Source organism: Methylosinus sp. is20ea (genome assembly GCF_059718135.1).
This window is the reverse complement of sequence record NZ_AP046088.1, coordinates 2,801,603-2,825,199: the sequence shown is the minus strand read 5'-3', so window position 1 is coordinate 2,825,199 and position 23,597 is coordinate 2,801,603. Positions and strand designations below refer to the sequence as shown.

24 protein-coding genes are annotated in these 23,597 nt (G+C 63.8%); 13 read left to right on the top strand and 11 right to left on the bottom strand.

The features are described 5' to 3' along the window. The first annotated feature begins 315 nt into the window (after nucleotides 1–315). The gene (gene gspG, locus AC6IY7_RS13225; RefSeq protein WP_497779713.1) at nucleotides 316–798 is read left to right on the top strand and encodes a type II secretion system major pseudopilin GspG; all 483 of its coding nucleotides are present in this window, start codon (nucleotides 316–318) and stop codon (nucleotides 796–798) included. An 89-nt stretch (nucleotides 799–887) separates the two neighbouring features. Continuing rightward, the gene (locus AC6IY7_RS13220) at nucleotides 888–1,778 is read left to right on the top strand and encodes a type II secretion system protein GspK (RefSeq protein ID WP_497779711.1); all 891 of its coding nucleotides are present in this window, start codon (nucleotides 888–890) and stop codon (nucleotides 1,776–1,778) included. Between the two features lie 125 nt (nucleotides 1,779–1,903). Here AC6IY7_RS13220 and gspD read toward each other — a convergent pair whose 3' ends face one another. From gspD to AC6IY7_RS13190, 6 genes are all read right to left on the bottom strand, one after another. After that, nucleotides 1,904–4,219, bottom strand: coding sequence for a type II secretion system secretin GspD (gspD, locus tag AC6IY7_RS13215; RefSeq protein ID WP_497779710.1), 2,316 nt, complete (start codon nucleotides 4,217–4,219; stop codon nucleotides 1,904–1,906). A gap of 157 nt (nucleotides 4,220–4,376) precedes the next feature. After that, on the bottom strand, nucleotides 4,377–4,928 hold the full coding sequence (locus AC6IY7_RS13210; protein WP_497779708.1) for a hypothetical protein: 552 nt from the start codon (nucleotides 4,926–4,928) through the stop codon (nucleotides 4,377–4,379). After that, the gene (gene gspM / locus AC6IY7_RS13205) at nucleotides 4,925–5,467 is read right to left on the bottom strand and encodes a type II secretion system protein GspM (RefSeq protein ID WP_497782839.1); all 543 of its coding nucleotides are present in this window, start codon (nucleotides 5,465–5,467) and stop codon (nucleotides 4,925–4,927) included. Before gspM ends, AC6IY7_RS13210 begins: the two co-directional genes overlap by 4 nt. 64 nt (nucleotides 5,468–5,531) lie before the next feature. Beyond that, nucleotides 5,532–6,656 (bottom strand): PilN domain-containing protein, encoded by a 1,125-nt coding sequence (locus AC6IY7_RS13200; protein WP_497779707.1) that lies wholly within the window; start codon nucleotides 6,654–6,656, stop codon nucleotides 5,532–5,534. An 80-nt stretch (nucleotides 6,657–6,736) separates the two neighbouring features. Further along, nucleotides 6,737–7,567: a heme-binding protein gene (locus AC6IY7_RS13195; protein ID WP_497779705.1), complete on the bottom strand. Its 831-nt coding sequence runs from the start codon at nucleotides 7,565–7,567 to the stop codon at nucleotides 6,737–6,739. A gap of 135 nt (nucleotides 7,568–7,702) precedes the next feature. Further along, entirely contained in the window at nucleotides 7,703–8,254 is a 552-nt protein-coding gene (locus tag AC6IY7_RS13190) for a hypothetical protein (protein WP_497779703.1), read from the bottom strand. Between the two features lie 250 nt (nucleotides 8,255–8,504). Between AC6IY7_RS13190 and AC6IY7_RS13185 the strand changes: the two genes are divergently transcribed. Genes AC6IY7_RS13185 through AC6IY7_RS13165 form a run of 5 tightly spaced genes read left to right on the top strand, consistent with a single transcriptional unit; the run spans nucleotide 8,505 to nucleotide 12,939 of the window. Beyond that, nucleotides 8,505–10,241, top strand: coding sequence for a GspE/PulE family protein (locus AC6IY7_RS13185; RefSeq protein WP_497779701.1), 1,737 nt, complete (start codon nucleotides 8,505–8,507; stop codon nucleotides 10,239–10,241). Nucleotide 10,242: 1 nt separating this feature from the next. Further along, entirely contained in the window at nucleotides 10,243–11,463 is a 1,221-nt protein-coding gene (locus tag AC6IY7_RS13180) for a type II secretion system F family protein (RefSeq protein ID WP_497779700.1), read from the top strand. Next, entirely contained in the window at nucleotides 11,460–11,924 is a 465-nt protein-coding gene (locus tag AC6IY7_RS13175) for a prepilin-type N-terminal cleavage/methylation domain-containing protein (protein WP_497779698.1), read from the top strand. The genes AC6IY7_RS13180 and AC6IY7_RS13175 overlap by 4 nt, the downstream gene beginning before the upstream one ends. Then, a complete protein-coding gene (locus AC6IY7_RS13170) occupies nucleotides 11,909–12,328 on the top strand; it encodes a prepilin-type N-terminal cleavage/methylation domain-containing protein (RefSeq protein WP_497779697.1) in 420 nt (139 codons plus the stop codon). The genes AC6IY7_RS13175 and AC6IY7_RS13170 overlap by 16 nt, the downstream gene beginning before the upstream one ends. After that, nucleotides 12,325–12,939: a PulJ/GspJ family protein gene (locus AC6IY7_RS13165; RefSeq protein WP_497779695.1), complete on the top strand. Its 615-nt coding sequence runs from the start codon at nucleotides 12,325–12,327 to the stop codon at nucleotides 12,937–12,939. Before AC6IY7_RS13170 ends, AC6IY7_RS13165 begins: the two co-directional genes overlap by 4 nt. A gap of 6 nt (nucleotides 12,940–12,945) precedes the next feature. Here AC6IY7_RS13165 and AC6IY7_RS13160 read toward each other — a convergent pair whose 3' ends face one another. Together AC6IY7_RS13160 and AC6IY7_RS13155 are read right to left on the bottom strand one after the other, a co-directional pair. Then, on the bottom strand, nucleotides 12,946–13,554 hold the full coding sequence (locus tag AC6IY7_RS13160) for a prepilin peptidase (protein ID WP_497779693.1): 609 nt from the start codon (nucleotides 13,552–13,554) through the stop codon (nucleotides 12,946–12,948). Then, entirely contained in the window at nucleotides 13,551–13,922 is a 372-nt protein-coding gene (locus AC6IY7_RS13155) for a hypothetical protein (RefSeq protein ID WP_497779692.1), read from the bottom strand. The genes AC6IY7_RS13160 and AC6IY7_RS13155 overlap by 4 nt, the downstream gene beginning before the upstream one ends. Nucleotides 13,923–14,170: 248 nt before the next feature. Between AC6IY7_RS13155 and AC6IY7_RS13150 the strand changes: the two genes are divergently transcribed. Further along, entirely contained in the window at nucleotides 14,171–14,977 is an 807-nt protein-coding gene (locus AC6IY7_RS13150) for an ABC transporter permease (RefSeq protein ID WP_497779691.1), read from the top strand. Between the two features lie 311 nt (nucleotides 14,978–15,288). On the opposite strand, the gene minE is transcribed toward AC6IY7_RS13150, so the two are convergent. From minE to minC, 3 genes are read right to left on the bottom strand one after another with little or no spacing between them, the layout of a single operon-like run. Next, the gene (minE, locus tag AC6IY7_RS13145; RefSeq protein ID WP_497779690.1) at nucleotides 15,289–15,570 is read right to left on the bottom strand and encodes a cell division topological specificity factor MinE; all 282 of its coding nucleotides are present in this window, start codon (nucleotides 15,568–15,570) and stop codon (nucleotides 15,289–15,291) included. After that, on the bottom strand, nucleotides 15,567–16,382 hold the full coding sequence (gene minD, locus AC6IY7_RS13140) for a septum site-determining protein MinD (protein WP_497779687.1): 816 nt from the start codon (nucleotides 16,380–16,382) through the stop codon (nucleotides 15,567–15,569). Before minD ends, minE begins: the two co-directional genes overlap by 4 nt. Nucleotides 16,383–16,397: 15 nt before the next feature. Further along, complete coding sequence (minC, locus tag AC6IY7_RS13135; protein WP_497779686.1) at nucleotides 16,398–17,183, bottom strand: septum site-determining protein MinC; 786 nt, start codon at nucleotides 17,181–17,183, stop codon at nucleotides 16,398–16,400. Between the two features lie 492 nt (nucleotides 17,184–17,675). Between minC and AC6IY7_RS13130 the strand changes: the two genes are divergently transcribed. The 5 genes from AC6IY7_RS13130 (at nucleotide 17,676) to AC6IY7_RS13110 (ending at nucleotide 23,567) form a co-directional block, all read left to right on the top strand. Continuing rightward, complete coding sequence (locus AC6IY7_RS13130) at nucleotides 17,676–18,614, top strand: hypothetical protein (protein ID WP_497779684.1); 939 nt, start codon at nucleotides 17,676–17,678, stop codon at nucleotides 18,612–18,614. 484 nt (nucleotides 18,615–19,098) lie between these two features. Then, nucleotides 19,099–19,422, top strand: a complete 324-nt coding sequence (locus tag AC6IY7_RS13125) for a hypothetical protein (RefSeq protein WP_497779683.1) — start codon at nucleotides 19,099–19,101, stop codon at nucleotides 19,420–19,422. 127 nt (nucleotides 19,423–19,549) lie between these two features. Continuing rightward, on the top strand, nucleotides 19,550–20,656 hold the full coding sequence (locus AC6IY7_RS13120; RefSeq protein ID WP_497779682.1) for a glycosyltransferase family 4 protein: 1,107 nt from the start codon (nucleotides 19,550–19,552) through the stop codon (nucleotides 20,654–20,656). Next, a complete protein-coding gene (locus AC6IY7_RS13115) occupies nucleotides 20,653–22,242 on the top strand; it encodes a glycosyltransferase family 4 protein (RefSeq protein ID WP_497779681.1) in 1,590 nt (529 codons plus the stop codon). The genes AC6IY7_RS13120 and AC6IY7_RS13115 overlap by 4 nt, the downstream gene beginning before the upstream one ends. Further along, nucleotides 22,239–23,567 (top strand): glycosyltransferase, encoded by a 1,329-nt coding sequence (locus AC6IY7_RS13110; protein ID WP_497779680.1) that lies wholly within the window; start codon nucleotides 22,239–22,241, stop codon nucleotides 23,565–23,567. Before AC6IY7_RS13115 ends, AC6IY7_RS13110 begins: the two co-directional genes overlap by 4 nt. The last annotated feature ends 30 nt before the right edge of the window (nucleotides 23,568–23,597 follow it).

The following is a 23,597-nucleotide window of genomic DNA, read 5'->3' as shown; positions in this document are numbered from 1 at the left end:
GGAGAATGGCCTTGCGGCCGAATGAGGTCGGGCGATTCGTCTGCGCATGACAGGGAGTTGACCGCCATGGGCGAAGAGCTGTCAAGCGACGCCGTCGATATCCAGATCGCGCAGCGGATGCGCGCTTCCCATCGCGACGCATGTCTTCGCGAGGCATGTCTTCGCGACGCATGTCTTCATGTCGATCGCATGACGAGACGCGCGAATTCCTTCGTCGCGAGACGCGCTCCGCCGCTGGACTCGTCGGCCTGCTCTGCCTAGTCTGGCGTTGCTCTTTCCGCTTGTGCGACGCACAGCCTCCAGAAGCCGAGTCCGATGCGATCTTCTCTTCCGCTCACAGCTTCGATCCATTCACCTCGCCCGCTTCGCCGCGCGGCGCGATCCGCGCGCGCCGGCTACACGCTCGTCGAAATGCTGGTCGTGCTGGCGATCATCGGATCGATCGTCGGCCTCGTGGGCCCGCGCGTGCTGAATTATCTCTCCGAGTCGAAGGTCAAGACCACGCAAATTCAAATGGAGAATATTTCGAGCGCGCTCGATCTGTTCTATCTCGACGTCGGCCGCTATCCCTCGACGGAAGAAGGACTCTCCGCGCTCGCCCGCCGGCCCGCCGGCGCGACGGTCTGGAACGGCCCCTATCTGAAATCCGCCAATATTCCGAAAGACCCCTGGGGACATGATTATCTCTATCGCGCCCCCGGCCAGAACGGGCCCTTCGACATAGGCTCGCTCGGCCCCGAGGGCCGCGAGGGCGGCGCCGGATCGATCACGCGCAGCCGCGACACGGCGGCGCGCTGACGATTTCCTCTCCACCCGCTCCTCTTTTCTCCCCTATGTCCGGCGGCCGCCGAACGATCGCCGAGAGAAAAGGCTTCGCGCTCCTCACTGTGATCTGGGGCCTCGGCGTGGTCATTCTGCTGATGACCTCCTTCATGGCGACGGCGCGCCTGCGGCTGCGCGGCGCCGTCGACAGCTCCACGGCGATAAAGGCGCGGCTCCTCGCGGAAGGCGCCGTCAATCTGGCGATCGTCGGATTGCTCGCCGAGCAGAAGCCCGCCAATCCTCTGCAGACCGAAGCCGCCGTTCACGACGGAGCGCCGCGCTTCTGCACGCTCGCCGGCGCAGCCGTGGCGATCTCGATCGAGGACGAGAGCGGCAAGCTCGATATCAATGCGGCTTCGGCCTCGCTGCTCGAAGCTGCGCTGCGCGGCTTTGGAGCCGGCGACGCCGGCGGCCTCGCGCGCGCGATCATCGGCTTTCGGGAAACGCAGACATCCGAATTCGCGCGTCTTGCCGCGCCGCCGCCATCGTCGGACCGGCCCTTCGCGCCCAAACATGCGCCATTCGAAACGACATTCGAGCTCGATCAGGTCGACGGAATGGACCCGCAGCTGCTGCGCGCGCTGCTGCCGGTCGTCACCGTCCATTCGCACAGCGTCGGCGTCGATGCGCGATCGGCGCCGCCAGGACTCTTCGCCGCGCTCGCGCGATATCCCGCGGCCGACGCGCTCGCGCTCGTCGCAAAACCTTATCCGAACGGCCTCGATCGCCGCGATCCGCGCTTTCCCGCGGAATATCGTCAGAACGGCGGCGGCGGCGGAACTTTTGCGATTCATGCGGAGGCCGCGCTCTCCAATGGAGCGATCGGCGTCGAGGAGGCGATCGTCGCGCTGCGGCCGAACGAGCGTCTTCCTTTCACCATCCTCGAAACGCGACGGGCATTGGCGCGCAACCGCGACAGCCTGCTCGGCGTCGGTGCCTCGGCGCCGCCCTGCTGACGAAATGAAACGACTTTCGCGCTTCTAGAGTCTTTCCGTGTTTCATTGAAACACGGAACGACTCACCGCTTTTGTTTCGACGCGTTTCCAACGCCGAGCCGGCGCCCACTTCGGCTGGAAGCGCTCTATTCGTCGAGCAGCACGCGCCGCGCCGTTCCTTCGATATTGTGGGGGCGGACCTTCGCGCGCGTCGAAATGTGCAGCAGCTTTCGCTTATATTCATCGGTGATGTCGCGCGCTTCGCCGAGCGTGCGCACCACATGCGGCGTGATCATGATGAGCAGCTCGGTCTTGCCGGCGGAGTCGGTCTTGTCCTTGAAGGCGTTGCCGAAGAATGGCACGTCGCCGAGCACCGGCACCTGGCTGGAGCCGCGCGTGCGCGAATCCTGAATGAGGCCGCCGAGCATCAGCGACTCGGCGTCGTTGACGACGACCTGCGTCTTGACGCGCCGCTGCTGGATCGTCGGAGTCGTCGAGGTCGTGCTCGTTCCCGGCGCGACATTGGAGACTTCCTGCTCCAGCTCCAGCATCACGCGGCCGCTCTCGTTGATATGCGGCGTGATGGCGAGAATGACGCCGGTGTCGCGATAATTCACCGAATTGAATGTGGTGACGCCGCCCTGCGCGGTCGCGCCCGAGAGCGTGGTGACCGGCACCTGATCGCCGACCTGGAGAACCGCCTGCCGATTGTCGAGCACGGTGAGCGAGGGCGTCGAGATGATGTTGACGTTGGTGATCTGGTTGAGGGCGTTGAGCGTGACTTGCGTATTGGCGGCGCGAAACGCGTAGGCGAAGCCGGGAAACACAGCGTTGACCGCCGTGCCGAGCAGATTATTGCCGAGCGTGTCATTGGCCGCCGGCGTGCCGGCGTCGCCATTCGAGAAGCCGCTCATCGAGGCCTGCTTCTGCAGGAACCAGCGCACGCCGAAATGCAGATCGTCATTGAGCGAGACCTCGGCGATCGTCGCTTCGATGAACACTTGATTGGGCAGCACGTCGAGCTTCTCTATGACGCGCAGCAGACGCTTGTAGTCCTCCGGCGTCGCCATCACCACAATGGCGTTCTTGGCCTCGTCGACCGCGATCTTGAAACGGCTGTCCTCGCCGAGCGACGAGCCCGCGGACGTCTGATCCTGCGCGCCATTCGCGCCCGATGCGCCATTCGCCGCGCCCGATCCAGACCCCGCCCCGCCGCCGAACGACGATCCGCCAAAAGCGCCGCCGCCGCCGGAGCCCAGCGGCGAGATCGCGCCGAGCTGTCCCGAGGAAGAGCCGGCGCTCGACGAGCCGAGCCCGGATGAGCCGAGCCCCGAAGCGCCGAAACCGGAAGAGCCGCTGGAGCTCGTCGACAGTCCGCCGGAAGTGGAGAGCGCCGACGATCCGAAGCGCGGCGAGACGTCATTGCTCTTGGAGACGCCGGCGTCGCGCCCGAACATGGAGCCGACGACCTGCACGAGCTCCTTGGCCGGCCGGTTCTGCACCCGATAGCTGAAGAACTGCTTCTGAACGCCCTGCGCCCGCGCGTCGAGACGCTCGATCCAGGCGCGCGCCCGCGCGAGATAGCCGGGCTGCGGCGTGATCGCCAAAATAGCGGACAAATGCTTGTTGCCGATGAACTGAATCATGCCGTTCATCGGCCCCTCGCGCTCGGAGCCGAAGACCTTGCGCAAATCCTCGGCGAGCGCGTCGGGATCGGCGCTCGTCACCGGCACGACGGCGAAGGACATGCCGCGCATCGTGTCGACGTCGAAGAGAGCGATCGCATCCTCGAGCGCGGCGATCTCCTGCGCGCTGCCCGTCAAAGTCAGCGTGCGGCGCTGATCGTCGGCGCGCACGACGGCGCCTTGACGCGTGATCGGCTCGAGAACGCGTTTGAGCTCCGACGCGGAAACATAGCGCAAGCGCACCAAGCGTGCGCCATTGCCCAGATGCTCCGCATCGCGAGGCTGCGGCGAGACGGAGAGGGAGGCGCCCGCCGCCGCCTGGTCGAGCGGCACGATTTTGTAGATGCCGTCATTCTCGACGATGGCGGCGCCGGAGACGCGCAGAGCGGATTGGAACAATTCGATCGCGACGGATCTCTTGACGGGCCGCGCCGTGTGCACGGTCACTTTGCCGTCGATGCGAGGATCGACGACGTAATCGACCCCGACGATATCGCCCAGCACGACTTTCGCGGCTTGAGCGATGGGCAGATTGGCGAGGTTGAGCGTCACGCCGTCTTTCTCGTCGCGCGCATCGTCTTTCTGGCGCGCCACGGCGTCGCCGATGAAACGTCCGCTGCCGACGATCGACTCTGCAGCGAGGCGCCCGCGCGCGGCGGGCGCATGATTCTTCGCGCCTGCGCCGAGGCCGTCAGAGGGGCCGGCGAGCGCTTCGCGGCTCCATTCGGCGATAGGAGGATCGCTCGTGCTCTGGCAACCAGAGGCCGCGACCGCCACAAGGGCGATTACACTCGAATGTAAAAGACGCAACCGCACATTCGCCCCTGGAACGCCATCCAACAGATAAGCTCACGCCAACTAACATGATTGTCGGTCATGCGCCACTCGCCTCATCGCGAAACGAAGCGCAGAAAAACGACGCGGGCTCGAATTTCTATTGCTCCGGATAGAGTTGCAGGCGCGCAGATTGCGCGCCATTGACCAGCTTCAACTCCAATTCTCCGACCTCCGCGATCGTCCAGCCCTGCACGGCTTCGCCGGGCGCGAGCCAGCGGCCTTCCGGATCCTCGCCCGAAACGACGAAAGCGCGCACCGATGCGCCCGATCTCACGATCGCCGCGAGCGACAGGCCGGCGGGCGCCGAAGGGATTCCCGCAAATCCGTCGCCGCGATCGGCCCTTCCGGCGATCGGGCGCGGCCGTCGCGATTTCCAGAAGATGGGGCGCGACAATGTCTGCGCGTCGTCGCTCGCCATCGCCGCGCGGCCGGAGGCCGGCGACAGCACACTGGGCGGACGCCAATCCGATTTCGCCGGCGGCGGCGCGTCATCATGGCCGATCAGAGACAAAAGCGCGAAAGCGAAGGCGACGACATCCAGCATCGCCAAAAGCCCGAGGAACATGGCGGCGAGCGGTGACAGGCGCAGCTTGCGCGCCAGCGCGCGAAAACGTGCGGCGAGCGCCCGAGTCATGAGCGCTCCCGTCATGAGCGCTCCTTGGGCGACGCGCCGCCGAAGACGTCGAATTGCGCGGCGAGGATTCCATCACTCGCGGCCTGCGCGCCCCAGACCGGCATTTGACGGCGCAGCGACGCCGTCAGCACGAGAAGCAGCGGCGTCTCATTCTCGAGCGAGCGCAGCAGCGCATGCAGCGCCTCGATCGAGCCGCTCACATCGAGCCGCGCGCCGACTAGAGACGCGCCATTCACCGTCTTGGAGGGCAGCATGCGGATTGAATTCACCGTCGCGCCGGCTCGATCGGCCGCGGCCTTCAGCAACGCTTGCAGATTGGCGTTGACGACGCCTTCGGTCGCGCCGGAGAGCAATTCTCCCTGCGCATTGCTCTCCGCCACCTGCTGCGCATAGAGCCGCACCGCCTTCTCCTGCATGGCGACGGCTTCATAGCGCGCGAGCGTCGCGCGCCGGTCGACGATCGTCTCGGCGCGTTCGGCGAGAAAGCTGCGCAAAGGCTCGACGAAGACGAAGAACAGCAGGAGAGCCGCCAGCGCATCGACGCCGAAAAGCAGCGCGCGCCGCGACCATTGCGGATGCGAGAGGGATGTCTGGCTCAGCGGCGTCGGCCTTTTCGGCTCATGGGTTGCGTCTCACTTTCGCCTGCAGCGAAAAGCTCTCGCGCTTCTCGATCGGATCGGGCGTGATCGGCGCCGTCAGCTTCGCATCGGCGAAGCGCGACGAACGATCGAACAAGGCGGGAAGGCTCGCCGCGGAATCGGCGAGGCCGACGATCTCAATCGAGCGCTCGCCTTCGCGCGCTTCGACGAGACGCATATCGGAGACGAAGGCGCCGTCGGGCAAGAGCCGCGAGACTTCCTCCCAAAGATCGGCGAAGGCCGGATATTTCGCGCGCTCTTCGCGAAGCGTGGCGAGCAGGCGGCTCTCGGAAGCGGCCTGCTCGGCGATTTTGCGCGCATCGGCCGCGCGGCGCGACACGTCGGCGATCTCGGCGTCCAGCGCGGCGGCGTCACGCTCTTGTCGCCAAACTGTGACAGCGACGCCGACGACGAAGAAAACGAACGCGACGAGCGCGAGGATCAGCGCGGCCTTCCGCTCCCAATGCGGCGCCTCGGCGGCGCGGCCGACGGCGAGAGTCGGGACGAGCGTCGCGCCCTCGAGCGCCGGCTGCACGATGTCGAGATCATCGACGGACAGGCCGGAGCCGTCGAGCAGAGCCGGCAGCAGATCGCGGCGCAAAATCCATTGTTCGACGACGAGCTTGTTCGGCGATTGCGGATGCGGCTCGGCGATATGGCCGTGCAGAATATCGGCGAGGGCGAAGGGCGTCTTGCGCTCGACCTCCGCCGCGAGAAGGCGCGGCAAATCCGGCTGCGCGGCGAGCGGCGCGTCGAAACGCCGAACGAAGAACGCCTCGCGCGGAACTTCCATGACGATTTTCGTCGCGGCGCGCGTCGCGCCCCGACGCTCCAGCGCCTCATCGACCGAAGAAGCGGAAATCTCCTCCGCCGAGACCGCCTCTGCGAGTTCCTGCCCGTCTGCGGCGAGCAATTGCAGCGGCTCGCGCTTCGGCCCGACGCGCAGCAGCAGGCGGCGTTCGCCGCGGTCGAGCAGGAAGGCGAGCGTGGATGGCGAGAACAACGCGAAAAATTCGGCGCGATGCCAATTCCATGCGCGTCTCGCGGCGCTCGCCAGCGAGCCCTCGAAAATTTCCTTGCGCCAGATAGACGATGGCGACGACATCGAGACTCCAACGCGAATTACACATCCACACGAAACGGGGAGCGGTGTCGCGCTCCCCGTCGAAACGCGTCAGCCGGCGCTCATTGGACCGCGGGCAGAGTGCCGAGAACCGGCGCGCCATTGCCCACGCCGGCGCAATTGGGATGACCCCAGCCGCTGGCGCTGGTCCCGCCCGTAATGTCGAAAACGATATTGTCGGGTTTCGTCGTGTCGCCGCTCACGCCGCCGACGCCGGACAGATAATCCAGATTGAGGCTGTGGCGCGCTCTCCATGCGACCGCATGGTCCGTGCAGGAGGTGTCGCCGCTCACGCCGATCGCGCCGACTTTGACGCCGTTCGGCCCGTAGAGCGCGAGGCCGCCGCCGAACACGTTGACGCCGCCGATCGCGTCGCCGACCATCGGATCATTCTGCTGGCCGAAGGTCGCCGGATCGGCCGGCCGGCCGTTCTTCTGCTCGTAAGCGGCGTCCGGATCGACCGGATTGCTGAACTGCAGGCCGAACAGGCTGCCGCCCGGCTGCACCGCCGAATAGAGATTGGCGGTCGAGAGCGCGAGGCCAGCGGTTCCCACGGCGCTGCCGCTCGGCGTCACGCCCTTGCTCAGGCTCAGGCCGTTGGCGGTGTTGGCCTTCTGCGCCGAGATGACGCGGCTCGCGAGCCATTGGCTCCGATAGTCGGCGCCGGTGAAGGCGACGGCGCAGACCGTTCCGTCATTGGCGACGATCGTCCCCCACATGTGCAAGCCGAGGCCGTTATTGCCGGTCACGCCGCGCGCGCCGCTCAGAGCCGAACGCAACTGCGACCAAGACGGCAGATTCGAGCAAGAATTGTGACGATCATTGGCGGAAGCCGTCGTCGACGACAGCGCGATCAAAGCTCCGGCGAGCGTCAGTTTCTTGGTAATTTTCATAGTTCCTCCCCAAACTGCTCATTTCGAAGTGAAGCATGATATACGCAGCGGTCTCTACCATAGACGCGCTCTAGCCGCCAATCCCGAGCGACGCTCGCGTCCCATGATGACCGCTCTCCTCCCATGATGACAAAGTCATTCGACGAAAGGCGCCGCGCGCAGGCGTTGACGCCGCGCCGCCGTCGACTCGCGCGTCGCCGGCGCGCCCTCGTCGTGCAGCGTCGTCGCGTCGACATCGATGCTCGCGTCGTCCAAGGCGCTCTCGGGACCGTCCTCCGCGCTCTTCGCCTTCACATGGAAGCGCCCCACAGGCAGGATCGGCGCAAAGCCCGCGGAGACATGCCGCGCCGGCTCGATCGATCGCGAAATCGGCTGCGCCGCGAAAGCGCGCGGCGGCGTCTCGACGGCGAGAATCGGCATGACCGACGGCTCGCGGCCGCCGGTCACGATCTCGACGCCGAGCAATGTCGGCCGATAAGCCTCCTCGGCGCCGGCGTCTTTCTCGCAGAGACGATACTTCGACTGACATTTCCAGCGCGTAGAGAAATTTTGAATGCGCTCGTGCAATTCGACGAGAGAATTGGCGAAAGCGGTCTCGCAGCTTCGTCGCGAGAAGCGCCCCGAAGCGGCGCATGCCTCAGGCGTAGCGAATAAATATGACGTTCCCGTCTCGGCGCGGGAGGCCACGACGGACGCCGGCGCGATGGCCGCGCAAAGACATAAAATATGAGACGCGCGCCGGGCCCTCCTCCGGAGGCGTCCCGGCCGGGCCGACGCCGACGACATATACGCACACTCATTCGATGCTCGGCGCGATTGCGCCTGAAACGCCGCGAGGCTACCATCCGATCCCACATAGCGCCAGAGCCCTGTCCAGTCCCGTGGCGTTCGGCGGGACACAGCCGGGACGGCCCAACTTTTCGAGCGAGTTGTCGTAATGATCGACGGCGCAATTCCACGAGGAGCGTCTCCCCGGCCGAACGCCCAGAGCGGCCCGCTGCTGGAGGAATTCGGCGCCTATCTGCTGCGCGAGAAAGTCGTCGACGAATTGGCTCTGCAACGCTCGCAGCGGGCCGCGCGCCAGAGCGGCGAACGTTTCGACCACGTGTTGACGAAGCTCGGCCTCGTTTCGGAAAACGATCTCTGCATTCATCTCGGCAAATTTTTGCGCATTCCCGTGATGTCCACGGAGGAGACGCCGGGCGAGCCGGTGCTCGAGGCGAAAATCCCGAAAAAATTCATCCGCGCCAACGGCATCCTCCCACTCGCCGCGACCGGCGAGCGGCTCACCCTCGCGGTGACCGATCCGCTGGAGAACGCCCCGATGGAGGCGCTCGCCTATTCCACGGGCCTCACGCTCGAATTGCGCATCGCGACGCCGGCGCTGTTCGAGAAGGCCTGGGCGGCCCTCTATGGCGATCGCTCCGACGGCTCCCCCCTGGTCGAGGCCGACATCAGGGCCGAGGACGCCAGCGATTTCGATCTGCAGCGTCTGCGCGACATCGCCAATGAGGCGCCGGTCATTCGGCGCGTCAATCAGATCGTCGGCGGAGCGATCGAGGCGCGCGCCTCCGACATTCATATCGAGCCGGGTCTCGACGCGGTGCAGGTGCGCTATCGGATCGATGGCGCGCTGCGCACCGTCGACACGCTGGCGCCGGGCCTCAAAGCCGCCATCACCTCGCGCATAAAAATCATGGCGCGGCTCGACATCGCCGAGCGACGGCTGCCCCAGGACGGGCGCATAAAGCTCGCCGTGCGCGGCGTCGATATCGATTTTCGCGTCTCGACCATTCCGACGGCGCATGGCGAGAGCATCGTGCTGCGCATTCTCGACCGCAGCCAGGTGGCGCTCGATTTCGACGCGCTCGGCTTCGAGCCGGAGGTCATCGGCTCGCTGCGCAAGGTGATGCGCAGCCCCAATGGCATCGTGCTCGTCACCGGCCCGACCGGCAGCGGCAAGACGACGACGCTCTACACCGCGCTCAAGGAGCTGGCCAATCCGGAAGTGAAGGTGTTCACCGTCGAGGACCCGATCGAATATCAGCTCGCCGGCGTCAATCAGGTGCAGGTGCAACCGGTGATCGGCCTCGATTTTCCATCGAGCCTGCGCGCCATGCTGCGCCAGGACCCCGACATCATCATGATCGGCGAAATTCGTGACGCCGAGACGGCGAAGATCGCCATACAAGCGTCATTGACCGGACATCTCGTCTTCTCGACGCTGCACACCAATAGCGCTGTGGGCTCGATCACCCGCCTCATCGACATGGGCGTCGAGCCCTATCTCATCGCCTCGACGGTCAAGGCGATCATGGCGCAGCGTCTGGTGCGGCGCCTGTGCCGCTCTTGCGCCCGACCGCTGCCCGAGCGCGCGCAATGGCGCAGCCGGCTGACGAACGAATCCTTCTCCCGCGAGCCGGAGCGTCTGGGCGCGCCGGTTGGCTGTCCCTCCTGCCGGCAGACCGGCTATGCGGGACGCTCGACGATCGCCGAAATGCTGGTCATGAACGAGCCCATGCGGCGGCTCGTCTGCGAGGCCGCGCCCGAGGCGACGATGACGGCGACCGCGCGCGACGCCGGCATGACGACGATGTATCAATGCGGCATGGGCAAGGCCTGGCGCGGCGAGACCAGCGTCGACGAAGTGCTGCGCGTGACGCAGGTCGATTGACATGTCCAATTTTCGCTACCGCGCCTATTCCTCGATCGGCGATCTGATCGAGGGCGACATAGAGGCGCGTTCGAGCGAGGACGCCGAGGACGCATTGTGGCGGCGCGGGCTCACGCCGCTCTCGCTGCGCGAGACGCGCGCCGGCGCGAAGAGCTCGTTGCTGACGCTGCAATTTGGCGCCCGCAAGCCTTCCGCCGCCGATATCGCCTCCTTCACGCGCGAATTCGCGACGCTGGAGCAGGCGGATGTTCCGCTCGACCACAGCCTGCGATTGCTGGCGACGCAGAGCGCGACGCCGGGGCTGCGCGCGCTGGCGGATGAAATCCTGCGGCGCGTCGTCGACGGCGCTTCGCTGTCCGACGCGCTGGCGACGCGCGCCGATCTCTTCGGCCCCGATTACATCAGCATCGTGCGCGCCGGCGAAACCATGGGCAAAGCGGCGCAGGCGCTCACCGACATGGCCGACATATTGGAGCGCCGACTCGAGATGCGCGCGCGCATTCAGAGCGGCCTCGTCTATCCGGCGCTGCTGATCGTGCTGGCGATCGTCTCGACGGCGGTCGTGCTCGGCACGCTCGTTCCCAATATCGCGCCGATATTCACCGATAGCGGCCAGCCCATGCCCAGCGGCCTGCAATTCGTCATCGACGTCTCGGCCAATTGGCGATGGGGCGTCGGCGCCGTCGCGGTCCTCATCGCTCTCGTTATCGCGCTGCGCAGATACGCCGCCGCGAGTCCCGAATTCGGCGTGCGCTTCGATCGCGCTCTGCTCGCTCTGCCCTATGCCGGCCCGCTGAGCGCCAAATTGCAGACGGCGCGCTTCGCCTATACGCTCGGCTCGTCGCTGAAAGCCGGCGTACCGCTGCTGCAGGGGCTGGAGAGCGCGCGCGCGGTGCTGTCGGACCGCTATTTTTCCGCCGAGCTCGCGAAAGTCATCGAGACGGTGCGCGGCGGCGGCGCGCTGAGCGCGGCGCTGGAGCGGGTCGAGCGGCTTCCCGCGACGACGGCGACAATGGCGCGCATCGGCGAAGAGGCCGGAAGGCTCGACGACATGCTGCTGCGACTCGCCTCCATGTTCGAACGGCAGACGCAGCGCAGCCTCGAACGCGCGGTCGGCCTCGTCACGCCGACCCTCACCATTTTCATCGCGGCCATCGTCGGCGGCCTGGTGATGACGGTGATGGACGCCGTTCTCGGCATCAATGATCTCGCTCTGCGATGAGGGCCCCTTTCGCCCGCAGCGCCACGCGCAGACGCGGCTTCTCGCTGCTGGAGATGCTCGCCGTGCTGGCGATCGTGGCGCTGCTCGGCGGAATGGCGAGCCAGGTCGCCCGTCGGCCCTCGCCGCGGCTGCGGGTCGAGAGCGCGACGCGCGCGCTCTGCGCCGGGCTGCGCGCGACGCGCATGCGGGCGATCGCCACGGCGAGCGAGCAGGCGCTGACGATCGATCTGCGGCGCAAAGCCTTCTTCTCCCCCGCCATCGCCACGACGGCGCTGCCGGAGGACGCCGCGATCGAGCTCGCCGTCTCCGCGCGCGAGCGGACGGAGCCCTCGCGCGGCGCCATCTCCTTCTTTCCGGACGGCGGCTCCTCGGGGGGCGGGCTGACGATCGGAGTTTCCGGCGCGCGCGCCGAAATCGCCGTCAATTGGCTCACCGGAGCGACGCGATGCGCCCTCTTCTAGCGCGCCTCGCGGCACGGCGCGGCTTCGCGCTGATCGAGGCGCTCGTGGCCTTTCTGATCCTGGCGCTGGCGCTGGGCGCCCTGCTCCAGGGCGTCGGCCTCGGGGCGCGCAACGAGAGCCGCGGCGATTTCCTGCTGCGCGCCGCGCGGCAGGGGCGCTCGCAGCTAGAGGCGCTCGGCGTCACGACGCCGCTCGTCGTCGGCGAAACCTCGGGACGCTATGCGGACGGCCTGCTCTGGTCGCTGGCGATCGGCCCGTGCCGGTCTGCCTCCGACCCCGCCGGCCTCGCCGAGACCCTCGCCTGTCTCGTCGGGCTCACCATACGCCGGCCGGGCGGCGTCGCGCCGGGCGACATTCTGACCCTTCGCACCGTCAAGATCGACGCGAGCAGGCCGCGCCAATGAAGGCGCCGCGCCGCTCCCGCGGTTTCACCCTGATCGAGGCGCTGCTCTCGATCGCGCTGATGTCGCTGATCGTCGGGACGATCGCCGGCGGCTTTCGCCTCGGCAAGCGCGTCTGGGACACCGGCCGCGACTATGAGGGCGTCCAGGAGGTCGAGGAGGCGGCCGGCGCGCTCGCGGCCATTTTGTCCCGCGCCTTTCCTGTCCAGCTCAACAGGAGGGACGGCGCGCCGACTATCGCCTTCGAGGGCCGCCCGGACCGTATCCGCCTGGTGACGACGAGCGACGGCGGCGCGGATTGGGGCGGCCTGGCGCTGACGGAAATATCCGTATCGGGCGACGATCTCGACCTGCGCTCCGGCGTGCTGCGGCCAGAAGCGTGGTCCGGCGGAGCCGGCGGGCCGTCGCGCTCCGCCATAGCGCTGCGCGGCGTCGCCGATTTCGAGCTCGCCTATTTCGGCTCGCCGGAGCCCAATGCTCCCCCGGCCTGGACGAAGAGCTGGGTGGAGCGCGTCACCGCGCCGAAGCTCGTTTCCGTGCGGCTGACGGCCAAGCGCAATGGCCGCCTCATCGACGCCTCCTTCGTCGTCCGGTTTCGCCAAAATCCTCTGTGACGCGGGTCATCCCACCTCGAGCGGCCCGAGGCTCCAACAGAGCCAGAAGCCGAGCGCGAGATGTGGGCCGAAGGGGATCGGCTGCGCCAAGCGCCCGAGCGCGCCGTCGCGCGCCGCTATGAGCGCCGAAACGAAAGCCGAGACGACCGCGATGAGGAGGCAACCGGGCAGAGCCGCCGGCCCCAGCCACAGACCGGCGAGGCCGAGCAGATGAGCGTCGGCGAGGCCGAGTCCGGCGCGTCCGCGCAGCAGTCGATAGGCCGCGTCGATCGCCCGCAAGGTCCCATAGCCGCCGGCCGCCGCCGCGAGACGCAGCCACGCCTCGCCGCCGTCCGGCGGCAGCATGGCGAGGCCGAGCAGCAGCAGAACGATCAGCGGACCATCGGGAATGACGAGATAGCGCGCGTCGAACACAGCGGCCAGCGCCAGCGCGCCGAACAGCACGAGAGTCGGCGCCGCCCACCATCCGAGCTGCGCAATATCGACAAGCGCGACGGCCAGCCCGGCGAAAGCGATCCAGGCGACATGCGCCAGCGCGCGCCCCTCGCCGCGCGCCGTCGATATAGAGACGGCCGTTTCAACGAGCGACGCGCGGCGGCGCGCCGAAACGCTCAAATATCGACGAAGATCTCGCAGCCGAAGGCGGAGATGGGAAGACGCGTCTCGTCCAAAATCTTGTTCCAACATCGCCCGACGCCGCTGATCGTCCGAAAGAGATAGACGCCGGTCTCATCCTCGACGCGCCGAGCCGGGATACGATGATGGCCGAGATAGTTGAAATAGGAGATCGCGACATCCCCGTGACAGCGGTAGAGAATCTGGCGCGGCAGGACGAAGACGAAGCTGCGATCCTTCGCTTCGTTGACGCAATAGGAATAATGCGCGAGCGCCTCCGGCTCGACGCTGACGCCGGACGACGCCGCGACGTCGGAAGCGCCGAGCAAGAGGACGAAAATCGACAGCGCACTCGGGGCTCTACGCATCGTCACGGCCCGCTTTTGGAAAGATGTCACCAGGAAGAACAGTCGCTGGCGCAAACTAACCCTCTTTAAGAGAAAGCCGCCGCCGGATCAAGAATCGACTTCCGCCGCGCGCGACCTCGGCTCGGCGAGCGCCACGCCGCACGAGCGCCACATTCGAGACCTATTCGAGACGGAATCCTTCGCCCCTGATCCGCGAATGCGATCCGATCATCGACTCGGAAATCGCCGAAACCGAGTGGAGCTCGTATATGTACGCCACGCTGAATGCGACATCTGGGTTCAAAGAAGCCTTTCGGCGCCAGCGTCACGTCGTGCTCGCTTTGATGCTGCGCAACATCCGGACGCGTTTTTTCGGTCACGGCTTGGGCTATCTGATCGCGATCGCTTGGCCGCTCGTGCATTCACTAATGATCATCGTTCTGTTCAGCCTCAACGGCCGCATGGCTCCCGTCGGAGAAAGCACGATGCTTTTCGTGGCGACGGGCGCCGTGCCGTTTCAAGTGCAGTCCTATCTGTCGACCTTCATGATGATGTCTGTGCTCCAGAGTCGGCCGCTCTTCTCTTTTCCGGAAGTCAAAGTGCTCGACGCGCTGATCGCCTCCATCGTGCTGGAAATTCTTTCTTCCTGCACTGTCGTTCTGCTCATCCTCCTCATCGGATGGGCGTCCGGCGAGAATATGATGCCGCGAGACATCGAGCAAGCGGCCTGCGCCTATGGCGGCGCGATCCTTCTCGGCGTAGGCGTCGGCTTCTTCAACGGCACGCTGGCTCTGGCCATTCCGATATGGGCGATGATTTTCGCGCTGTTCAGAATTTTGCTGTGGGCGGGTTCGGGGACGGTATTTCTGCCCGACCATCTGCCGGAGCCCTATCGCACGATGCAATCCTATAATCCGATCGCGCAATCGATCGAGTGGATGCGTTTCGCCTATTACGATGGAGTGGGCGCCGGCTTTCTGGACCGAGCTTACGTCTTGGAGTTCGGGGTCGCGATGATTTTCGTGAGTCTGCTGCTCGAACGGATGACGCGCGGGCATTTGCTGGCGTTGCGCTGACCCGCGAACACCGTCCCACGCCAAACGAAGGGCCGACGCAAGGCCGCGGCCTTCTCTCGATGGCGGAGCATTTCGGAAGCACGGCCGGACGCAGATCGAACCAGCCGAATTTCGAACGCTGACCGCGATCGTCGTCCTGTCGAGCCCGGCGCTCGGCACGCAGACGATGGCCGCGCTGGGCGCGAGCACGCGCTGTTTCGTGGACTCTTTTTCACGGACTCCGGGGCGTGGCGAGTCGTCGGCTTCATCGACGAAATTCGCGACGCAGAGGAGAATGAGCGAGCGGCATATCGCCACTCGCTCCGACGGCTTTAAGCCGCTTCTTCGGAAATCGCTTCGCGCGCCGGCACGGCCGCCGAGATCTCTATGTCGATCTCCAGCAGCGACACATCATTGCCTTCGCGCAGCTTGACCTCCACCTTCTCCGGGTCGATCGCTATATGTTTGGAGACGGCGGCGAGCACTTCTCTGTGCAAGAGCGCGACGAGATTGCAATTGGACACCGACGCGCGCTCATGCGCGAGAAGAATTTGCAGACGTTCGCGAGCGACCGGCGCAGTGGCGCGGCGATTGAAGAAATTGAACAGCTTCATGCCGCCCTCCGACCAAAGAGCCTGACCAGAAGTCCCTTCTTGTCGGAAGGTATGTCCATGGGCACCTCCGCGCCGCACAAGCGCCGCGCGGCGTCGGCGTAAGCGCGCGATGGCGCGCTCGTCCCGCTGTGAAGCGTGACCGGCGTCCCAACGTTGGAGGCGCGCAGAACGTCCTCGCTCTCGGGAATGATGCCGAGCAGCGGGATCGACAAAATCTCCAGCACGTCGTCGACATTCAGCATTTCGCCGCGCGCCGCGCGTCCCGCGTCATAGCGCGTCAGCAGCAGATGCTTTTCCATGCGGCCGCCCTTCTCGGCGATCTCGGTCTTGGCGTCGAGCAGTCCGATGATGCGGTCGGAATCGCGCACAGAGGAGACTTCCGGATTGGCGACGACGACGGCCACATCGGCGAAGCGCATGGCCAGCGTCGCGCCGCGCTCTATGCCGGCCGGGCTGTCGCAGACGATCCAATCGAAGCGCTCGCGCATTTCGTCGATGACGCGGCGCACGCCTTCTTCGGTCAAAGCGTCCTTGTCCCTGGTCTGGGACGCGGGCAGAAGATAGAGATTGTCGAGCCGTTTATCGCGAATGAGCGCCTGATGCAGCTTGGCGTCGCCCTGCGCGACATTGATGAGGTCGTACACGACCCGCCGCTCGGCGCCCATGACGAGATCGAGATTGCGCAGGCCGACGTCGAAGTCCACGACGGCGACCTTCTGGTTGGACTGCGCGAGCGCCGCGCCGAGCGCTGCAGTCGACGTCGTCTTGCCGACCCCGCCTTTGCCGGAAGTGACGACCAATATCTTGGGCATTTTTTACCGTCCCTCTCAATCGAGTTTGGTGATTTTGATCGTTTCATCCTCGAGCCTCGCATGGACCGCGCGGCCGCGCACATCGCCTCGAATTTCATCGGCCGTCATATAGAAGCCGCCGACCGCGAGAAGCTCCGCCTCGAGACGCCGGCAGAAGATGCGCGCGCGCGACTCGCCATAGGCGCCGGCCATGATGCGTCCGCGCACCGTGCCATAGACATGGACAGAGCCGCCGGCGATCACGTCGGCGCCTGAGGAGACCGAGCCGATCACGATCACGTCGCCGTCCGGATGGAAGATCGACTGCCCCGAGCGCACCGGCGTTTCGACGACGAGCGGAGCCACGCTTTTCTCCGGCGCCGAATCGACGATCTGCTCCTGCGAGACCGGATCCCCGCCACCGAGCGTCTGAGCGATCTCCTCGAAAGCGGCCCGCTCGTTCGGCGTCAGCGAGGCGATGTCGTCGGCCCCGGACGCGAGCGCCGCGCCGGAAGCAATGGAGCGGCCATTGGTCAGAATCGGCGGCAGGTCGTCGCAAGCCCAGTCGGGGTCGACGCCGGTCAATCCCATGATGCGGACGCCGCGCCCGGACAGTTGCTCGACCAGTTCCGCCACATCGTCGCGATCGAGGCCGAGCTTGGATACGTCGATCACGATCGCCTTGCGGGAGAAGAAAGCCGGTGAATGCTCGAGACAGGCGTCGAGCCGCTCGAACCACCCGGCGATCGGCGCGTCCGGCTCCAGGGCCAGGACGGGAAAGGATCGGCCACGAAAACGAATGTGAGTCGAAGGTTGGGTCAACGGCGGACGCGCTCCAGCTGCGTCGTCATTTCACGCCGGCATGGTTAACAATGGGTTAAATTACTTAAAGGTAAATGCGGCGCAATCCGCGGCGGAAAGGATCCACCGGCCGAGCGGCGCGGGGCCGACCGACGAAGACGGAAGCGGCGCGACCGCCTATCCGGGCATTGTCATTGTGTCCGCGCGCCGAGCCCGGACATGCCGGCGCGGATTTCGTCGAGCCCGGCCCCACGCCATCGTGATCCCACATGCCGGCGCAATGAATGACAAAACGCAGGGGAAAGCAACGCGATCGATGTCTCAGCGACCGGACCTCGACGATCGCCGTCGCAAGAGACGCCGCGCACGCCATATCGCCACGCGAATCCGTGCGAATCGGGGCTCGGACGCGGTCTTTCCACCTTCAAAAGTGGCCTCTTGCTCGCCCTGTCGCGAACGGCTAGAACCGCCGGCCTGATAATTCCGAGCCGATAGCGACAGCCAGGACCGCCCATGCCGAAAATTATCGATTGCTCCATCGGTTTCAACGAAACCGATATGCTGAGAATCCGGACGGCGGAACTCGCGAGTGTCGTAGACGCTTTTGTGGTCGTGGAATCGGAAAAATCGCACACCGGAGAACGCAAGCCGATTCTCTTCTCGGAAGCCATCCGAGAACTGACCAGCTCTGGTTATAATATAAACCACTATATAATAGATGATATGCCCGGAGTGATGTCAAAAAGAATCGAATTGTGCTGGATATTGGAAAACTTCCAGAGAAATTGCATCTTACGTCCCCTTTCTACGATGAATCTCAGCGATAATGATATAATTCTGATATCCGACATAGACGAGATCCCCCGCGCCTCTCACGTGGCGCAACTGCCGAGCCTATTGACCGGAGACACGAAAGTCGTCATCTTCGAACAAATAATGAAAAAATTCTTCCTGAATAATATGTCTCAGTTGAAATCCAATAATGTTCCATGGCTCGGCACAGTCGCTTGCACATATGGCGTGTTGAAGAACATCCTCCCGCAAGGGGCGAGGATAGGCGATCTATTATCCCCGAGATCGGCGTGTCTGGCGCATGGCTACAACAGAGACCTCTATCCCTACGAGCGCCGCCTCTACGAAGCCGGGTGGCATTTTTCGAGCATGGGCGGGGTCAGCGCCTATATCGTAAAGGCTCGCTCGATCGTCGAGGGGGATATAACGGCGTCCGTCGAGATCGATGGCGCATCTCGATTCGGAATGCACAACGACCGACGTTTCCGCGAGGAAAATTCGGATCTATTGAGGCAGTTCATCGCAGACAACGCTCCCGATCTGAAGTATGTTCGAGGACCTACTAGCGATGCGGTCGCCGAGCTGGACCTCCCGGACGTGATCAAGCAAAATCCTGCGGCCTTCCAATTCCTGTTCTATTTCGGCGAGCCGATCGAATAGTCCGTTGCGTGACGAGCGTCTGGGACGAGGCGACCTCGGCTTCACAGTCGAAGCGGATGCAGGGACTCGGACGAATTGCCCGAAATAGGGAAACGTGGGCCGGCTCGTCGAGCTTGCGCGCCTCATAGGCGTCACACGAATCATGGAATGTAGCTCGCGTTCGCCATCACCCCTTCAGGATCGCGATCCGCTCCCGCGGCGCCCGCCTACCGCCGATCGAGCAGTTCGTCTCGTGCGCGATCGACAGGTCATCCGCGCTCGACAAACGAAGGCTGCGCATTGACATCTCGATTGCTATCATTATACATCCCACGGTAAGAGCAATGAAAAGTGGACTGCTCCTATGAATAAAGTGATATCGGTAACGGAGAAACGTCGACTATCTGAATTCGCGCATGCGCTCGTCACGCGCGCGAGAGCGCAACCTCAGAGCGAGACGTCGAGCGAGTTGCCGCCCCTTTCGTTCACGGGCAGCGTTTCGACGATGGATTCGTTGCTGTTCCATTTGACCGAGCAGAGAAACTACCTCCTCAAATTTTCCGCGCAGATTTCCGCGCAGATCACCACTCTCTCTTCGACCATAGATCGACTGTCGACGGAAATCGCCAAAGTCGGCGGAGAAGTGGACGGCCTGCGGCGTGAGAGAGAGACGCTGCAGCAGGCCCTCGAGGACGCGAAACAGGAAATGAACGACGTGGCCGAAGCCGTGGTCGCTGGCGTCACACAGCAATTCGAGCAGCAGATGAAGGTTTTCGAGCCTCTGCCGCGCTCAGGCTCGTCGGCGGACAAGGGCAGTTCGATTGGTTGAGACGTCGTTTCTCCGAAGCGACGGAATGCAACATGCTTCGGCTCGATCGGGCGGGCCGGGATTTCGGAAGGGCCGCCGTCTCCGGCCTCGGTGTCTCGATGTCGAAATATCTGCCTGGTGAGGATGAATGTCACGTGTTGTTCAATATCATCCCTCAGTAATTAGCGCCGACGCGATCGGCGCCTCGATTTCCGCCCTGCATCAGACTCTTCGGGATCGCGGGGTAGCTTCCTATGTAGCCTGTTCCGATTCCACTATCGCGAATAGCGATTATGCGACGCTCTCGACGTCCATGTTGAAGCGCATAGCTTGGCAGGACACAGATCTGCTCTTACTGCATTATTCTTTTTACAATGACGAACTCGAACATTTGTTGGATCTGCCTGTCAGAAAGGTTCTCGTTTATCACAATGTCACGCCGGGCCATTTTTTTCGTGGTCAAGGCTCCATGAGCTGGCTGGGGGACATGTGCGACCACTCGCGCGCGCAGTTGCGGCGTTTCGCGGGCGCATTCGAGAAAGGCGTCGGCGTCTCCGACTATAATTCGGCCGAGCTGAAAGAGTTCGGCTTTCGATATCCAGCGACTATCCCGGTGTTTTTCAACGACGCATTCTTCGGGTCGCCTGAACTCGACAATGAATTATACTTCGATATAAAAGCCGCGTCCGAGGTCAATATCGTGTTCGTCGGGCGTTTCGTGCCCAATAAGCGGCATGATCTGCTGATCGACACTCTGGCGGCCTATAAGAAGCTCTTCGGACGGTCGGCCTCGCTACATCTCGCAGGAAAAATATGGGGTGACGAATATTTCCATGCGCTGCTCGGACGGGCGGTGCAGGGAGGCGTATTGTCGGACACCAAGATTTATCAGAACGCGAGCGGGCTCGCAGTCAAAACCCTGTTCGCCGCGGCCGACGCGTTTATTTCCTTGAGCGAGCACGAAGGCTTCATGGTGCCAGTGCTCGAGGCCTTCGCCGTCGGCTGTCCCGTGCTGGCCTATGCAGGGACGGCGGTGGGCGAGACGATGGGATCTGCCGGAATCAAATTCGATACGCTCGACCCGGCAATCCCTGCCGGCTACGTCGAGCTCTTGCGTCGTGACAAGACATTACGCAACGACATCGTTCGCGAGCAGGCCAATCGAGCGACAGATTTCTACTCCGAAGCGACCGCGAGAAAGTGGCTCTCATTCTTGGAGGGGTTCGTCGACATCTCCACGGGGTTGAACGCATGATCATCGCATATGACGCCGGCGCCTTTCAGCAGTCGATCAGCGGCGGAATATTCAATGTATCGGTCGGCTTTCTGAACGCCGCCGCCAGAGTCGCCCCCGATGTCGAGTTCATTTTTGTCGCCGATCCCTTTTTCGGAGAGGTGCGGGCGGATGCGATGTCCGCGCTATCCTTCACCCCGCGGGTGATCTATCGCAGCGTCCTGAAACCCTCCGGCGCCTATTCGCTTCTCACCAACAAGACGCGCGCGCGTTTCGAGGTCGACGGGAAAGTCGCGCCGACGACTGAAACATCGACGCCGGACGGGCTATGGTTCCACTACGAGGGCGCCGTCCCGCGGCATGCGATATATCTGCGTAGCCGCGCGGCGCGCCCCCTCGACACGCTGAATTTGCCCGACACCCGCACTCTCGGAGTGGCCATCGACAGGATCGTCATCGAATCGGAGCAGGGATCACGCGAATTTTCCTTCGACGACGCCCGCCTGGCAACGGGCTATCACGAGCCGGAGGCCGCTTGGCGTTGGACGAATGGAGACGCTGAAATCCCGCTCGAATTCTTCCCGCGGGTCGACACCGCCCGTATCGGGGTGCGCATCCGGCGCAAGCTCGTCTATCGCCTTGCGGACGGGCGTTTCGACCGTCGCTACAGCAGCGTCGTGCACGCCGCGATCGAGCAGCGGCGAGCGTTGAATTTGAAGGAACTGGGCCGAGAGCTCCGCGAATTCGGCGCAAGCGTCTATTTTGCGAATCATTTCATTCCGATCGCGATTCCCGGCCTCGCTCTGGCGAGCTGGGCGCATGACGTGATCCCAGTCTTGTTTCCGAATTTCTTCGGCAAGGACGCGATCGAAAATTTCGCGAACGTCCTCGACGTGTTCAAGCGCGCCGATCACATTTTCTGCAATTCCGACACGACCCGCAATGACATCATCGCCAATGTAGGCGTCGACGCGGAACGCCTGACGACCACATGGATCGGGCCCGGCGCGATCGAGCGGCGTCCGCCTTCCGCGGTCGACGCCGCGCTCGCGAAATACGCTCTGCCCAGAAACTATATTCTCAATGTGGGAACCCTCGAGCCGCGCAAGAATCACGTTCGTCTGGTAATGGCCTATGATGAGTTTCGTCGCGGCGTCGACAAGCCGCCAGCGCTGGTCATCGTCGGCTCCCACGGTTGGGGATATGACGAATTGATGAGATTGATCAGAAGCAGCGGGCTCTCGGAACATGTGAAAGTGCTGAGCGGCGTCGACAACGAGGATCTATCGGCGCTCTATTCGGGAGCCATGTTCGTCGCCTATCCAAGCGTCTATGAAGGATTCGGCATGCCAGTGCTGGAGGCTATGGCTTGCGGCGTGCCAGTGTTGACCTCACAGGAAACCAGCATGCAGGATATCGCGCGGAACGCCGCGGTTCTCGTGGATCCCTTGTCGGTGAGCTCGATCGCTCAGGGGCTTCGAGAGCTCGCCACCAATTCAGAGCTGCGTTCCCGCCTCGCGTCAAAAGCGAATGACGCTGCTTCTCGCTTCGACTGGGATCGCGTCGCTGGAGCGATCGTCGATGTTTTGAAGGGAATACGTCGATGAAGATCGTTGTCCTTTCCACATTCGACATCACCCCGGTCCGCGACGGCGGACAAACACGGTATTTATCCGTCTATAAGAATGTCGCCAAGGAGCACGACGTCACGCTCATCGCCTATGATTATCGGCAGAGCGATCACATCAGGCGCTACAAGCTCGCCGAGCGCTTCGACGTGATCGTATTCCCGGCCGCGGAGGGGGATCTGCACCACTTCTGGCACATTCTGGAGAAAACGAGACGTCTCGCTCACGACATTCTCTGCATCAGAGAGTATCATTTGACGGACGAGTTTGTGCGTGAGGCGCGGCAGATCATAGGCGCGGCGGACGTCGTTATCTCGTCCCACCCCTATCTCGCGCTGTTGGGCTTCGGATTCGCGAAACGGAACGCGATCAAGATATACGAGTCGTTCAACGTCGAGTTCGATATAAAGGAACAACATTTTCGTGGCGGATTGGGCGAGTTGCAAATCGTCTCCTTCCAGGACACGGTGTACTATGCGGAGAGAATGGCCTGCCGTGAGGCCCATTTCGTCACCGCTGTGAGCGAAAGCGACGCCGACCGCATGGCCGAGCTGTATGACGTGCCGCGAAGCATCGTCGCTGTCGCGCCCAATGGCGTCGATTGCTCGAAATATCCTGTCTGGGACGAAGCCAGTCGGGCCGAGCTTCGCGACAAGTTGCAGATCGGCGACAAAGCTCTGGCGGTTTTCCTGGGCAGCGGCTATGGACCCAATGTCGAATCCTACATCAAATCGCGCGAATTGCTGGCGCAAGCCGGATTCGACGGCGCCGTCGCTTTGATCGGCTCCATCGCACAGGCGGACCGCACCGGCTGGGCCGAGGTTCCCTTCGACGAGCTGTGGTTCGATTTCGTCGAGGAAGACCTCAAGATCGCATTGTTGAGCTCGGCCGATTTCGCCCTGCAGCTATTGTTCTCGGGCGGCGGCACCAATTTGAAGCTGTTCGACTATATGGCCGCCGGATGTCTCATCGTGGCGAATGAGTTCGGCGCGCGCGGCGTCGCCGCCGAGGGATGGCATGTCGCGGCGCAGAACGAGAGCGAGTTGCGCGCCTTATTGCAATCTCGCATTTGGGAGACGGATCGAGGCGCTGCGATACGCGCGAGGGCGCGCGCTATAGCCAATGAACAATTCGACTGGGCGATCGTAGCCAAAAGAATTACTTCGCTCTTCGGCTCGCGTCTCGATATCGAGCCGTTGACCAGCGATGTGACGCGCCTGCCCGCAAACTCCAGCGAGGCGCCCGCCGAGCTCACGGCAAAAACAGAATCGGATGTATTCGATCTCGTCGAGCAGGCCTCGTAAGCCACGACGCCGACACGCGGCGACCCAGAG

Bases quoted from the DNA above. Each gene is read 5' to 3' on its own strand.
- AC6IY7_RS13175 (WP_497779698.1), top strand. From the start codon at position 11,460: ATGAGGGCCCCTTTCGCCCGCAGCGCCACGCGCAGACGCGGCTTCTCG.
- AC6IY7_RS13120 (WP_497779682.1), top strand. From the start codon at position 19,550: ATGTCACGTGTTGTTCAATATCATCCCTCAGTAATTAGCGCCGACGCG.
- AC6IY7_RS13115 (WP_497779681.1), top strand. From the start codon at position 20,653: ATGATCATCGCATATGACGCCGGCGCCTTTCAGCAGTCGATCAGCGGC.
- AC6IY7_RS13125 (WP_497779683.1), top strand. From the start codon at position 19,099: ATGGATTCGTTGCTGTTCCATTTGACCGAGCAGAGAAACTACCTCCTC.
- AC6IY7_RS13150 (WP_497779691.1), top strand. From the start codon at position 14,171: ATGTACGCCACGCTGAATGCGACATCTGGGTTCAAAGAAGCCTTTCGG.
- AC6IY7_RS13170 (WP_497779697.1), top strand. From the start codon at position 11,909: ATGCGCCCTCTTCTAGCGCGCCTCGCGGCACGGCGCGGCTTCGCGCTG.
- AC6IY7_RS13155 (WP_497779692.1), bottom strand. From the start codon at position 13,922: ATGCGTAGAGCCCCGAGTGCGCTGTCGATTTTCGTCCTCTTGCTCGGC.
- AC6IY7_RS13110 (WP_497779680.1), top strand. From the start codon at position 22,239: ATGAAGATCGTTGTCCTTTCCACATTCGACATCACCCCGGTCCGCGAC.
- AC6IY7_RS13180 (WP_497779700.1), top strand. From the start codon at position 10,243: ATGTCCAATTTTCGCTACCGCGCCTATTCCTCGATCGGCGATCTGATC.
- minD (WP_497779687.1), bottom strand. From the start codon at position 16,382: ATGCCCAAGATATTGGTCGTCACTTCCGGCAAAGGCGGGGTCGGCAAG.
- AC6IY7_RS13165 (WP_497779695.1), top strand. From the start codon at position 12,325: ATGAAGGCGCCGCGCCGCTCCCGCGGTTTCACCCTGATCGAGGCGCTG.
- gspG (WP_497779713.1), top strand. From the start codon at position 316: ATGCGATCTTCTCTTCCGCTCACAGCTTCGATCCATTCACCTCGCCCG.
- AC6IY7_RS13200 (WP_497779707.1), bottom strand. From the start codon at position 6,656: ATGTCGTCGCCATCGTCTATCTGGCGCAAGGAAATTTTCGAGGGCTCG.
- AC6IY7_RS13130 (WP_497779684.1), top strand. From the start codon at position 17,676: ATGCCGAAAATTATCGATTGCTCCATCGGTTTCAACGAAACCGATATG.
- AC6IY7_RS13185 (WP_497779701.1), top strand. From the start codon at position 8,505: ATGATCGACGGCGCAATTCCACGAGGAGCGTCTCCCCGGCCGAACGCC.
- AC6IY7_RS13210 (WP_497779708.1), bottom strand. From the start codon at position 4,928: ATGACGGGAGCGCTCATGACTCGGGCGCTCGCCGCACGTTTTCGCGCG.
- AC6IY7_RS13195 (WP_497779705.1), bottom strand. From the start codon at position 7,567: ATGAAAATTACCAAGAAACTGACGCTCGCCGGAGCTTTGATCGCGCTG.
- minE (WP_497779690.1), bottom strand. From the start codon at position 15,570: ATGAAGCTGTTCAATTTCTTCAATCGCCGCGCCACTGCGCCGGTCGCT.